At 70.4% G+C, this 12,376-nt stretch carries 13 protein-coding genes; 6 read left to right on the forward strand and 7 right to left on the reverse strand.

All coding sequences use genetic code 11. From position 1 onward, the window contains the following. The first annotated feature begins 298 nt into the window (after positions 1-298). The gene (locus tag SRB17_RS03945; RefSeq protein ID WP_228395828.1) at positions 299-793 is read left to right on the forward strand and encodes a hypothetical protein; all 495 of its coding nucleotides are present in this window, start codon (positions 299-301) and stop codon (positions 791-793) included. Here SRB17_RS03945 and SRB17_RS03950 read toward each other — a convergent pair. Beyond that, the gene (locus tag SRB17_RS03950) at positions 782-1,210 is read right to left on the reverse strand and encodes a DUF1992 domain-containing protein (RefSeq protein WP_153534580.1); all 429 of its coding nucleotides are present in this window, start codon (positions 1,208-1,210) and stop codon (positions 782-784) included. The two genes, SRB17_RS03945 and SRB17_RS03950, sit on opposite strands and share 12 nt — an antisense overlap. 116 nt (positions 1,211-1,326) lie before the next feature. On the opposite strand from SRB17_RS03950, the gene SRB17_RS03955 reads away from it, so the two are divergent. Next, positions 1,327-1,719 (forward strand): hypothetical protein, encoded by a 393-nt coding sequence (locus tag SRB17_RS03955; protein ID WP_323375112.1) that lies wholly within the window; start codon positions 1,327-1,329, stop codon positions 1,717-1,719. A gap of 31 nt (positions 1,720-1,750) precedes the next feature. Here the strand turns inward: SRB17_RS03955 and SRB17_RS03960 are convergent, their stop codons facing one another. Beyond that, a complete protein-coding gene (locus SRB17_RS03960; protein ID WP_153534582.1) occupies positions 1,751-2,422 on the reverse strand; it encodes an O-methyltransferase in 672 nt (223 codons plus the stop codon). A gap of 211 nt (positions 2,423-2,633) precedes the next feature. Beyond that, positions 2,634-4,013: a glycine betaine/L-proline transporter ProP gene (gene proP, locus SRB17_RS03965; protein WP_153534584.1), complete on the reverse strand. Its 1,380-nt coding sequence runs from the start codon at positions 4,011-4,013 to the stop codon at positions 2,634-2,636. A 390-nt stretch (positions 4,014-4,403) separates the two neighbouring features. Between proP and SRB17_RS03970 the strand changes: the two genes are divergently transcribed. After that, positions 4,404-6,437 carry a bifunctional glycosyltransferase 87/phosphatase PAP2 family protein gene (locus tag SRB17_RS03970; RefSeq protein ID WP_323374935.1) on the forward strand — a complete coding sequence of 678 codons (2,034 nt, stop codon included), beginning with the start codon at positions 4,404-4,406 and terminating at the stop codon, positions 6,435-6,437. A 131-nt stretch (positions 6,438-6,568) separates the two neighbouring features. Here the strand turns inward: SRB17_RS03970 and SRB17_RS03975 are convergent, their stop codons facing one another. Continuing rightward, on the reverse strand, positions 6,569-6,961 hold the full coding sequence (locus tag SRB17_RS03975; RefSeq protein ID WP_153534586.1) for an ATP-binding protein: 393 nt from the start codon (positions 6,959-6,961) through the stop codon (positions 6,569-6,571). Positions 6,962-7,069: 108 nt separating this feature from the next. Between SRB17_RS03975 and SRB17_RS03980 the strand changes: the two genes are divergently transcribed. Together SRB17_RS03980 and SRB17_RS03985 are read left to right on the forward strand one after the other, a co-directional pair. After that, entirely contained in the window at positions 7,070-7,897 is an 828-nt protein-coding gene (locus SRB17_RS03980; protein ID WP_323374936.1) for a helix-turn-helix transcriptional regulator, read from the forward strand. Further along, entirely contained in the window at positions 7,878-8,132 is a 255-nt protein-coding gene (locus tag SRB17_RS03985; RefSeq protein ID WP_153534588.1) for a DUF397 domain-containing protein, read from the forward strand. The genes SRB17_RS03980 and SRB17_RS03985 overlap by 20 nt, the downstream gene beginning before the upstream one ends. On the opposite strand, the gene SRB17_RS03990 is transcribed toward SRB17_RS03985, so the two are convergent. Further along, positions 8,116-9,285 carry a steroid 3-ketoacyl-CoA thiolase gene (locus SRB17_RS03990; RefSeq protein WP_153534590.1) on the reverse strand — a complete coding sequence of 390 codons (1,170 nt, stop codon included), beginning with the start codon at positions 9,283-9,285 and terminating at the stop codon, positions 8,116-8,118. The two genes, SRB17_RS03985 and SRB17_RS03990, sit on opposite strands and share 17 nt — an antisense overlap. A gap of 281 nt (positions 9,286-9,566) precedes the next feature. Between SRB17_RS03990 and SRB17_RS03995 the strand changes: the two genes are divergently transcribed. Next, positions 9,567-10,802, forward strand: a complete 1,236-nt coding sequence (locus SRB17_RS03995) for a cytochrome P450 (protein WP_153534592.1) — start codon at positions 9,567-9,569, stop codon at positions 10,800-10,802. A 118-nt stretch (positions 10,803-10,920) separates the two neighbouring features. Here SRB17_RS03995 and SRB17_RS04000 read toward each other — a convergent pair whose 3' ends face one another. Together SRB17_RS04000 and SRB17_RS04005 are read right to left on the reverse strand one after the other, a co-directional pair. Continuing rightward, a complete protein-coding gene (locus SRB17_RS04000; protein ID WP_323374937.1) occupies positions 10,921-11,619 on the reverse strand; it encodes a YoaK family protein in 699 nt (232 codons plus the stop codon). Between the two features lie 100 nt (positions 11,620-11,719). Next, a complete protein-coding gene (locus SRB17_RS04005) occupies positions 11,720-12,133 on the reverse strand; it encodes a transglycosylase SLT domain-containing protein (RefSeq protein WP_323374938.1) in 414 nt (137 codons plus the stop codon). Positions 12,134-12,376 lie beyond the last annotated feature (243 nt).

Here is a 12,376-nt window from a genome sequence, read left to right on the forward strand (position 1 = left end):
GGTTGAGCCCGTGGCGCGGCGTGAGAGGCCGGGGCCGGGGGTGAGGGGTATGCCGTCGGGCGGGGAGCGCGTGCCGGATGAGAGTCGGAGGGGGCGTATGCCGGATGAGGGCCGGATGCCGGGCGAGGGCGGGCCGATCGAGCCTGGGGTGCCGGTTGAGCCCGTGGCGCGGCGTGAGAGGCCGGGGCCGGGGGTGAGGGGTATGCCGCCGGGTGAGGGGCGGATGCCCGCGGGGAGCGGGTTGCCGAGTGGGCGCGGGGGACCGCGCGAGAGCCGCCGCATGCCTGGTGAGAGGCGCATGTCCGGTGAGGGCGGTACGGCGTACGAGAGCCCGATGCCGGACGACGGGCTGGGGGTTCCGTCCTCCGGTGAGGTGAGCGCGCGCGACGCGCACACCACCGAGTCCACGGCACCGGACGCCTGGCCGACGGCGCCCGGCGGTGCCGGCGCGCGTCGGCCCGCGACCGCAGCCGGAGGCGCACCGGCCCCCGCTCCCTCCGGCACCGGTGCCCCCCTGCTGCCCCACGACGAGACCGACCGCTGGGAGCAGGCGATGCGGCAGCTGGCCGTCGGGTTCGTGGACGAGCCCCGGGGCGCGGTCGAACAGGCCGATCACATGCTGGAGGAGATCGCGGGGCGGTTCGAAGAGGCCGTGGAGCGGCGGCGCCGTACGCTGCGGCGGTCCTGGGAGGCCTCCGAGGACCGTGGACCCGGCTCGGACACCGACACCGAGCAGCTCAGGCTGGCTCTGCGCGACTACCGGGAACTGGCCGACCGCCTGCTACACATCTGAGGGACCACGCCTGGCGGCAGCCCTGCGCTGCCGCCACTCGCGTACGACCGCCTCGACGTCGTACGGCTTCCTGCCCAGCGGCGGACCGGGCGGCGGCTTGAACATCATGTCCTTGATCTTGACGTTGACGTCCTCGATGATCTTCCGCGCGATCCGCTCGGAGGGCGCCGCGTAGGCCGCCGCGAGCGCGTCCTCGGCCTCCTTGCGCAGGGCGAGGGCGGGCGGCAGGACGGACAGGCCCTCGCGCGCCATCTTCCGCTTGATCCACCACAGTTCGTCGTAGGTGGAGTCGAGCTCGGCGGGCAGCGGCTCACCCGTGCCCGGCAGCCGCTCGAACTCACCGAGCCCCTGCGCGTCGCGGATCTGCTTGTCGACCCAGGACTCGAACGGCACGCCCGGTGGCTTTCGCTCGGTCATGAACCCCATTGTGCCGGACGCGGCCCGGCCGGGCGTTTTATCATGCGGCGGCGGTCCGCAGACGCGGCCGCCGGACAACGACGGTCGTGCAGTTGGTCGTACAGGGGGAAACGCTCGTGCTCGAACTCACCATGGCCACCGTCTCCGGGGCCGACGCGGGCTCCACGGCCGGCATGACGATGGCCGAGGCGCCCAGCGCACCGGGCGCCGTGCTCCGGGTCGGCCGCGACGCGTCCATGTGCCGGCTGGTCACCCCGGAGGACTGGCTGTTCGTCTCCCGGGTCCATCTCGAGTTCCTGTGCGGCCAGGACGGCGGCTGGCAACTCACCTGGATGCGCGGCTCACAGGCCGAGCCGTCGTCCGAAGTACGGCTGATGGTCGGGGAGTACGCGCAGCCCCTCGGCTACGGCGCGACCGTACCGCTGCCGCGCGGCGGGTCCGGCGAGATCGTCGTCCAGGACCGCACCGCGCCGCGCAGTGTCAACGTCGGCTTCTACCACGAGGCCTGAGCCCCGGCCGGGCGGCGAGGGGGGCGGCGGCTCAGTCCAGCACCCGGGCCAGCGCGAAGCCGTCGTAGCCCTTGCTGCCGACCGTCTGGATGGCGGTGCCGCTCAGCCTCGGATGCGTGGCGATCAGCTCGATCGCGGCGCGTGTGCCCACGACGTCGGGCTCGGTGCTGCCCGCGTCGACGACCCGGCCGGCGCGCACCACGTTGTCCACGACGATCAGGCTGCCGGTGCGGGTGAGCCGCAGCGCCCACTCCACGTAGTGCGCGTTGTTGGCCTTGTCGGCGTCGATGAACACCAGGTCGAACGGGGCCGGGTTCTCGTCGGCGAGCTTGGGCAGCGACTCCAGGGCCGGGCCCACCCGCACCTCCGCGATCCGGTCCAGGCCGGCCCGGGCGAGGTTCCGGGTGGCCACCTCCGCGTGCCGGGCGCTGTACTCCAGCGACACCAGCCTGCCGTCCTCGGGCAGGGCCCGGGCCAGCCAGATCGTGCTGTAACCGCCGAGTGTGCCGATCTCCAGGATGTGCCGCGCGCCCTGCACCTGGGCGAGTAGCTGGAGGAACTTGCCCTGCGCCGCCGTGACGGCGATGTGCGGCAGACCGGCTGCGTCGTTCTCCCGCAGGGCCGCTCGCAGCGCCTCGTCATCCGGGGCGAGCCGGCTGGTGAAGTAGTCGTCGACGTCGTCCCAGAGCTGGGAGTCGCTCATGCTCCTGCTGCCTTTCCCGAGTGCCTGCCCTTCCCACGGACATCGTCTCAGCCGACGGGCGCCGACGGGGTGATCACCGACGGATTCGGCGGCCGAAGGGGCGCGGGCCGTATCGATATGCGGCTCCGCCATCGATATGCGGCTCCGTCGCGTGGGCGCGATCAGCCCCCACGCACCCGCCCCCGGCACACAACCGGCATCCCTGCGGTGCTCAGCTCCGGCCCTCCACCGACGGCGCCGAACCCGGCAGCGGCCGCCCCGCACACTCGGACATCCGCCACACGGCGAACCCGCCCACCACGGCCGCGGCCATCATGTAGTACGCGGGCATCATCATGTTCCCCGTCGCCCCGATCAGCGCGGTCACGACCAGCGGAGTCGTACCGCCGAACAGGGAAACGGACACGTTGAACCCGATGGACAGGGACCCGTACCGCACCCGCGTCGGGAAGAGAGCGGGCAGCGCGGCCGGCATGGCCGCCGTGAAGCACACCAGGAGCAGACCCAGCGCGCCCATCCCCAGCCCCACCGCCGGCAGACTGCCCTGGCGGATCAACAGCACGGCGGGGATGGACAGGAACAGGAAGCCCGCGCAGCCCGCCGCGATCACCGGACGCCGGCCGACCCGGTCGGTCAGCGCGCCCGCGAACGGCTGGACGATCATCATCAGTGCCATCACGCCGAGCACGACCAGCAGACCGTGCGTCTCGTCGTACTTCAGCTCACTGGTGAGGTAGCTCGGCATGTACGACAGCAGCATGTAGTCGGTGACGTTGAAGACCAGCACCAGCCCCATGCACAGCAGCAGGGCCTTCCACTGGCCCGCGACCATCTCGCGCAGCGGCACCTTCGGCCGGGCGGCCTCCGCCTTCTCCACCTCCGCCGCGAACGCGGGGGTCTCCTCGAGACGCATCCGCAGATACAGGCCGATGATGCCCATCGGGCCCGCGATCAGGAACGGGACCCGCCAGCCCCAGGACACCAGGTCGTGCGTGGACAGCAGAGCCGTCATCAGGGTGACCAGACCCGCACCGCCGATGTACCCGGCCAGCGTGCCGAACTCCAGCCAGCTGCCGAAGAAGCCGCGCTTCTTGTCGGGGGCGTACTCGGCGATGAAGGTCGACGCGCCCGCGTACTCACCACCGGTCGAGAAGCCCTGCACCAGCCGGGCGGCCAGGAGCAGCAGCGGCGCGCCCACGCCGATCGTCGCGTACGACGGGATCAGGCCGATGGCGAACGTGCCCGCCGCCATCATGATCATCGTGAGGGCGAGCACCTTCTGGCGGCCCACGCGGTCGCCCAGCGGACCGAAGACCATGCCGCCGAGCGGCCGGACCAGGAAGGCCGCCGCGAAGGCCCCGAAGGTCGACAGCAGCTGCGCGGTCGGGTTGCCGGACGGGAAGAAGACCTTGCCCAGTGTGACCGCGATGTAGCTGTAGACACCGAAGTCGAACCACTCCATCGCGTTGCCGAGCGCGGCCGCCTTCACGGCGCGCTTGACGAGCGCGGGGTCGGTGACGGTGACGTCGCGGGCCTGGGTGGCCCGCCGGGTCTTCGGAAGGGACGGGGAGACTGCTGCGGCGGTCGCCAAAACGGGGCTCGCCTACCTTTCGACGGGGACAGTGACGCGGTCCGTACGGCGACGCTGCCGGGGGACGGGCCGAAAAGCGACCATAGGCGGACATCGGCTCCTTACGTCCTGTATGCAGTTAGCTGCATAGTGCAGTTAAACGGTGGATACGCAGGTACGTCTGCCCACTCGCGATCAGGCATGCCGGTCCCGCGCTGTGATCCTTGTCGCGCCCCGGAGGGGGAACCAGCCCTGCCACGGACTATCGTCATCCGGACAAAAGGAGAACGGACGTCAGGTGAAGTGCGGGTTTCCTGCGTCCTTCACCGGGGGCCGGGAGCCTCATAGGGTTCTCGGAAGTACCCGGCGTCACCGGTGCCGGGACCTGACGGGGCGGGAGGCCGACGAGGCGTGGCGAACGTGGAGCACAGCGGGCGACCGGCGGACACCTTCGGCGGCGCCCCGGCAGAGGCGCGGTTGCGCGCCGCCCGGCTCGCCCTGTGGGCGGTGGCCGCGATCCTCGCGATACGGCAGCTGACCGTCGTCCTCACCACGCCGAGCGGCGAGCGGCTGACCGACCTGGAGACCTGGGTCGGCCCCCACGGCGTCCTGCACGTGAAGGGCTCGCTCTACGACTCCACCCGGTTCACCGGCACCCCCTTCGCCGGCCTGGTCCTCAAGCCCCTCACCCGCTCCGCGCAGGCCGCCCTCGGCTGGGGCTGGACCTTCGGCACCCTGCTGCTGGTCGTCGCCCTCGGCCTGGTGGCCGCCCGCGCGCTGCCCCAGCCCGTCGGCCGCCGCACCTCCCTGCTGGCCGCGCCCGTCGCGATCAGCCTGCTCATGCTGTCGCTGCCGGTCCGCAACGCCCTGTGGCTCGGCCAGACCAGCATCATCCCGGTCCTGCTCGTCCTGCTCGGCTGCTTCGCCGTACGCAGCGAGCGTGAGAGCGGGCTGTGCATAGGCCTGGCCGCCGCTCTGCAGCCGACCATGCTGCTCTTCGCCCCGCTGCTGTGGTTCACCGGCCGCCGCCGGGCCACCGCCGCCACGGCCGGCACCTTCGCCGCCTGCACCGCGCTCGCCTGGGCGGCGCTGCCGCACGACTCGTACACGTACTGGGTGCACCACATGGCCGGGGTGGGCCTCGGTGGCAAGGCCGACGCCCTCGGCAACCAGTCCCTGCACGGCGCCCTGCTCCGCCTGGGCCTGACCGGCCCGCTGGAGATCGCCCTCTTCCTGGTGCTCGCCGCCGCCGTCGCCGCGCTCGCCCTGCGCCGCGCCGTCCACTACGCCCACGACGGCCAGCTGCTGCTCGCCGTGGCCGTCACCGGCTGTGCCGTCGTCGCCGTCTCGCCCACCGCCTGGCAGTACCAGCTGCTGTGGGTGCTGCTCGCGATGGTCGGCCGGGTCGGCAGGCGGGCCTCCGACCGGTACGTCTGGCCGGTCGCGATGATCCTGGTCACCACCCTGCCGGCGAAGATGATGCTGCCGAACATGGCGGTGATGTACCCGCTGCGCGACAACCTCGTCCTGCTGGCGGCCCTGGCCGCCGCCACGGCCGTCCCCTTCCTGTCCCGGACCTCCCCCCACTACCAGCGGCCGATCCCGGCGCAGTACGCGCCGGCGCTCCCGGCCCGCTTCCGCCGGGTCCCCCTCCTGCCCTTCCTCCGCCGCGTCCTCACCCGCCCGAACCTCCTCCTGGAACTGCTGCTCATCCGGGTCGTGTACGCCGCTTACCAGCAGGTACGCCTGGCCGCGACCGGTGGCAGCAACACCGGGGGCCGGGCGACGGCCGAGCAGCACGGCCGTCTCGTCCTCGACCTCGAACGGTTCCTGCACATCGACATCGAGCACGGGGTCAACCACGCGGTGGCCACGATCGGCTGGCTGCGGGACTTCTTCGGCTTCTACTACGAGTCCTTCCACTTCGTGGTCCCGCTGGCGGTCCTCGCCGTCCTCTACTGGCGCCGCCCCGTCGACTACCGCTGGGCCCGCGCCTCCCTGGGCTTCGCCACCTTCCTCGCCCTGATCGGCTTCTGGCTCTTCCCACTGGCGCCGCCGCGCCTGATGCCGACCCTCGGCATCATCGACACCGTCCACGGCGTCCAGGACTTCTCCAAGCCGGACTACGGCACCCTGACCGCGGTCACCAACCAGTACGCGGCGATGCCGTCGCTGCACTTCGGCTGGGCCCTGTGGTGCGGCGTGGTGATCGCGGTGATCGCCCCGAAGTGGTGGATGAAGGCCCTCGGCCTGCTGCACCCCCTCTTCACCGTCTCGGCCATCATCGCCACCGGCAACCACTGGGTGCTCGACGCGGTCGGCGGCGCGGCGGTGGTGTCGGCGGGGTTCGGGCTGTCGTACGCGTTCCAGGGCCCGAGGGCGAAGACGGTTACGGCGGCTACGGGCGCCCAAGAGGCACAGAAGGTGACCGTCGGCAGCACGTGACCGTCGGGCCGCCCGGTACCGGGGCCTCAGGGCGCTGCCTCGGCGCCGTCAGCTGCGGCTCCGGCGGTGATTGGAGGCTTTGGGCCAACGGGCGCCAGTAAGGCGGCCACTTTTCCCGGGCGGCCCCGCGGTCACGCCTCAGTCAGCCTGGGAGGAACACCCTCGGCCCCGCACTCGAACCAGACCGTCTTTCCGACGCCGCCGGCCGCTGACACGCCCCACTTGTCGACCACGGCATCGAGCAGGGCCAGGCCCCGGCCGCTCTCCGAGTCGTGGTCGACTTCGCTTGGCGGAGAGGGGAGTTGCGCGACACCGTCGGTCACCTCGGCGCGTACGCCCGCCGTCAGCCGCGCGAGCAGTACCGTGCAGCGGCGGTCAGGTACGTGCCGTACGACGTTGGTGACCAGCTCGCTGACGCCCAGCTCGACGGCGAACGTCAGCTCCGTCAGCTGCCATTCGTTCAGTAGCGAGCGGACGATACGGCGAATGTGGCGGACCGAGTGTTCTCCGACGGTGAGGTTCATGCGGTACTGGGGAGTGTGGGGAAAGTTGAGTTTCACAGGACGAGGCTGACCTCGGATCACTACGCTCGGCTACAGCCTGAACACAACGGGTCCGAGAGGGGACTTGCCGTGGTGAACATCAACACCCTCGACCCGAGCGCCTCACCGCTCGACTACTACGGCTTCGAGTTGCGTCGCTTCCGGGAGGCGGCGGGGCTCACGCAGAAGCAGCTCGGGGACATCATCAACTACACGGGGTCGATGGTCGGCCAGGTGGAGACGGCACGGAAGCTGCCGACCCTCGACTTCAGCCAGCGGGCGGATGCGGCGCTGTGTACGGGCGGGTTACTGACACGGCTCCACCCCCTGGTGATGCGAAGCCAACTCCCGGCGTGGTTTCAGCAGGTGGCGGAGTTGGAGGTGCGGGCGGCGGAGATCTGTACGTTTCAGATGGGCATGATCCACGGGCTGTTGCAGACTCCGGAGTACGTGCGTGCGGTGCTCGGCGCGCTGGACGACACCGACCTCGACGACCGCACGGCCGTCCGGCTGGCACGCCAGCGCATCTTCGAGAAGGGGGAGCCGCCGGTCTTCTGGCCGGTCCTCAGTGAGGCCGCGCTGAAGCAGGAGATCGGCGCACCGGAGATCATGCGCGGGCAGTTGGCTCACCTGTTGACCTTCGAGAACAACCCGCGGATCAACATCCAGGTGCTGCCGTTTTCGGCGGGGGCGCATGCGGGACTGACAGGCTCGTTCACCGCCTTCCGCTTCGCTGGCGATCCGACCATCGTTTACACCGAGGGATATGGCAGTGGGCATCCGACCGCGAACCCGGACACTGTCAAGGACTGCTCGCTCCGATACGATCATCTTCGAGCCGCCGCGCTCTCGATCAAGGACTCGGCGGGGCTGATCCGAGAGGTGATGGAGGACCGCTATGGGGAGCAAGTGGCGTAAGTCCAGCTACAGCAGCGACCAGGGCGGCGAATGCGTCGAGTGCGCGCCGCTCGGTCCGCTCGCCTGGCGCAAGTCGTCGTACAGCGGAGACCAGGGCGGTGATTGCGTCGAGATCGCAGAAGCCCCCACCGCCGTCGCCATCCGCGACTCCAAGACCCCGGCGGGACCGATCCTCACCCTCGACCCCGCCGCCTTCACCACCTTCGTGAACTGGGCCTCTACAACCGCTGAATGATCGTCCCGGTAGCCAGTCCACCGCCCGCGCACATGGTGATCAGCGCGAACTCCTTGTCCGTGCGCTCCAGTTCGTGCAGGGCGGTGGTGATCAGGCGGGCGCCTGTCGCCCCCACCGGATGGCCCAAGGCAATCGCACCGCCGTTGACGTTGACCTTGTCCAGGTCCTGTTCGAAGACCTGGGCCCAGCTCAACACCACGGACGCGAACGCCTCGTTGATCTCGACCAGGTCGATGTCCTTCAGCGACATACCCGCCTTGCCCAGCACCGCGCGCGTCGCGTCGATCGGGCCGTCCAGGTGGAAGTGCGGGTTGGCGCCGACCAACGCCTGGGCGACGATCCTTGCCCTCGGCCTGAGCTTCAGTGCGCGAGCCATCCGCTTGGACGCCCACACGATGGCCGCCGCCCCGTCCGAGATCTGCGACGAGTTGCCCGCCGTATGGACGGCCGTCGGCATCACCGGCTTCAGGCCGGCCAGCGCCTCCGTCGACGTGTCCCGCAGGCCCTCGTCCTTGTCGACCAGGCGCCACATGCCCTGACCGGCGTACTGCTCCTCCTCGGTCGTCGGCACCTGGACCGCGAATGTCTCGCGCTTGAAGCGTTCCTCCGCCCACGCCAGCGCCGCCCGCTCCTGTGACCGCAGGCCCAGCGCGTCGACGTTCTCCCGCGTAAGGCCCCGGTGCCGGGCGATCCGCTCCGCCGCCTCGAACTGGTTCGGCAGGTCGACGTTCCACTCGTCGGGGAACGGTTTGCCGGGGCCGTGCTTCGAACCCGATCCCAGCGGGACCCGGGACATGGCCTCCACGCCGCAGCTGATCCCGACGTCGATCACACCCGCGGCGACCATGTTGGCCACCATGTGCGAGGCCTGCTGCGAGGAGCCGCACTGACAGTCGACCGTCGTGGCCGCCGTCTCGTACGGCAGCCCCATGGTCAGCCAGGCCGTGCGCGCGGGGTTCATGGACTGTTCGCCGGCGTGGGTGACCGTGCCGCCGACGATCTGCTCGACCGCGTCGGCGGGGATGCCGGTGCGGCCGAGGAGTTCACGGTAGGTCTCGCCCAGGAGATAGGCGGGGTGCAGGTTGGCGAGCGCGCCGCCGCGCTTGCCGATCGGGGTGCGGACGGCTTCGACGATCACGGGTTCGGCGGCCATGGGTGCGGGTCCTCTCCGAGAGGGCTCTCCTCCAGAACTAGTACGCGTTCTAGTTCTGCCCAGCAGTCTGCTGACGTGATGTCCATCACCGCAAGGGTCGTGCAGCTGCCGAAGTCGCGATCTGCACGAATTCCGCACGGATTGGGGATGCCGTACCTCTTGCGACTTGTAGAACCCGTTACTACCTTCACGGCACTCGCTGATGGGCCGTCAGAACCGACTCGGAACCGACTCGGAACCGACTCGGAACGGAACTCAGAACGGACGACGGGAGCCGACCGATGCACTGTCCCGCGCTGCCCGACGGGTTCGACTTCACCGACCCCGACCTGCTGCACCACCGTGTGCCCCTCCCGGAGTTCGCCGAGCTGCGCCGCACCGAGCCGGTCCGCTGGATCCCGCAGCCGCACGGCATCGCGGGCTTCGCCGACGACGGCTACTGGGCCGTGACCCGGCACGCGGACGTCCGGTACGTCTCCACGCACCCGGAACTCTTCTCCTCCACCGTCAACACCGCGATCATCCGCTTCAACGAGCACATCGAGCGCGACGCGATCGACGTGCAGCGGCTGATCCTGCTCAACATGGATCCTCCGGAACATACGCGGGTGCGGCAGATCGTGCAGCGCGGCTTCACGCCACGTTCCATCCGCGCCCTGGAGGAGCGACTCCGCGCGCGTGCGCAGGCCATCGTCTCGGCCGCCTGTGCCCGCTCCGGGCCCTTCGACTTCGTCACCGAGGTCGCCTGCGAACTGCCCCTGCAGGCCATCGCCGAGCTGATCGGCGTGCCGCAGGAGGACCGGTCGAAGATCTTCGACTGGTCCAACAAGATGATCGCCTACGACGATCCCGAGTACGCCATCACCGAGGAGGTCGGCGCGGAGTCGGCCACCGAGATCATCGCCTACGCGATGAACATGGCCGCCGAGCGGAAGAAGTGCCCGGCCCACGACATCGTCACGACGCTCGTCGCGGCGGAGGACGAGGGCAATCTGAACTCGGACGAGTTCGGCTTCTTCGTGCTGATGCTGGCGGTGGCCGGGAACGAGACCACCCGGAATGCCATCACGCACGGGATGCACGCGTTCCTGACCCATCCCGAGCAGTGGGAGCTGTTCAAGCGGGAGCGGCCGGCCACGACGGCCGAGGAGATCGTGCGCTGGGCGACCCCGGTCAACGCCTTCCAGCGGACGGCCACCCAGGACACGGAGCTGGGCGGGGTCCAGATCAAGAAGGGCGATCGCGTCGGGCTGTTCTACGCCTCCGCCAACCACGACCCCGAGGTCTTCACCGACCCCGACGCCTTCGACATCACCCGTGACCCCAACCCCCACCTCGGCTTCGGCGGTGGCGGGCCCCACTACTGCCTCGGCAAGTCCCTGGCCGTCCTGGAGATCGACCTGATCTTCACCGCGATCGCCGACGCGATGCCGGACCTGCGGCCGGCCGACACGCCCCGCCGGCTGCGCTCGGCCTGGATCAACGGCGTCAAGGAACTTCAGGTCACCACCGGCTGACCCGCACGGGTCGGCCCACCCCGAGGGAGGCAGGAGCACCCCTACCCCAACGCCCCGTTCCTGCCTCCCCCGAGGTCGCAGACCTTGTCAGTGACCTGCGGTCCGAGGGTCGTACGGCTCATTCCCTGCCGGATGCCACCACCGCCAGCACTCCCGAGGTGAGGGCCGCGATCAGCAGGGGGATGCCCAGGCCGTGATGCAGGACCAGCCACGCGCCCAGGAAGGCGCCGGCGAGCATGGCGATCACCGAGGCCGTACGGCGCGGTGAGCGGTGGCCGGTGGCGTCGCCGAGGCGGGACTCGGAGGCCAGGCCGGTCAGGGTCATGGTCAGGACGGTGGTGGTGAGGTCGGCGACGCCCAGCTTGCGGACGGTCGCGTTGCGCAGGCCCATCGCGGACCCCGTCAGGGCGATCAGGGCGTAGACCGTGCCGGTGGCGTGCGGCCAGGTGAAGGCGACCGCTGCCGACAGGGCCACCAGGACCGCTTCTGCGGCGAGGGTGAGGCGGGTCCAGGTGCGGCGAGAGCCCTTGCCGACGCGGGCCGCCAGCCGGCCGCCGGTCACCGCGCCCAGCAGGAAGCACCCCAGCGAGGTTGCCGTGTGGGGCACGGAGAATCCGGGCGCGCCGGCCGCCGCGAAGCCGAGGACGACCACGTTGCCGGTCATGTTGGCCGTGAAGACCCGGCCGAGGCCCAGATAGCTGACGGCGTCGATCAGCCCGCTGACCACCGTCAGGGCCAGCAGCACGAGCACCAGCCGCAGCCCGCGCGCCTCCGGGTCGTACGTCTCGTCCGGCGATGCTTCTTCTGCTGCGCTCACCGCCCCAGTTGACCACGCGGAGGTGCGGGAACGCCGAAGGCGGCGGCCCGGGGATCGGGGGCCGCCGCCTTCGGCGGCTTTTGTGCGCGCTGCGGTTGGCTCAGTACCAGTGGTTGGTCTGCCAGAAGTTCCAGGCCTTCACCGGGCTGCCGTAGCGGGAGTTCATGTAGTCCAGGCCCCACTTGATCTGGGTGGCCGGGTTGGTCTTCCAGTCGGAACCGGCGGAGGCCATCTTCGAGCCCGGCAGCGCCTGGACCAGGCCGTAGGCGCCGGAGGAGCTGTTGGTGGCGGACGGGTTCCAACCGCTCTCATGCGAGACGATCTTGCTGAACGCGGTGAACTGCGCGGCGTCCGGGATCATCTTGTGCGCGATCGCCTGAGCGGAGGAAGCCGACGACGGGGCGGCCTGGGCGGGCGCCGCGGTCAGAGCCAGGCCGGCGGTGGCGGCGGCCACGACGGCGGTGGTGAGGGCCTTCTTCGGGGAAGCGATGCGGCGGATGAAGGAGACGGACACGGAGTACCTCTTGCGTCGGGGACAGGGGATCGCCCGCATGGGACGGGCCACGCGATGTGGCCGCATGCGTCGGCGCCTCGGCCCGGGTGGGCTCGTGGCGCCTGGCGACGTCGTCCAGAGAAGCAGCCCGGAAAGCCGTCCGCAATGACCCCTTTTACTAGTTGTGGCCGGATAGATGGCGAACGCGTGCCGTGTGACGTGGGTCGCAAAGTGCAGGTCAGTGGGGGTACGCTAAGGGATGTA

The organism is Streptomyces sp. RB17 (assembly GCF_009604455.1).
Lineage (GTDB): Bacteria > Actinomycetota > Actinomycetes > Streptomycetales > Streptomycetaceae > Streptomyces.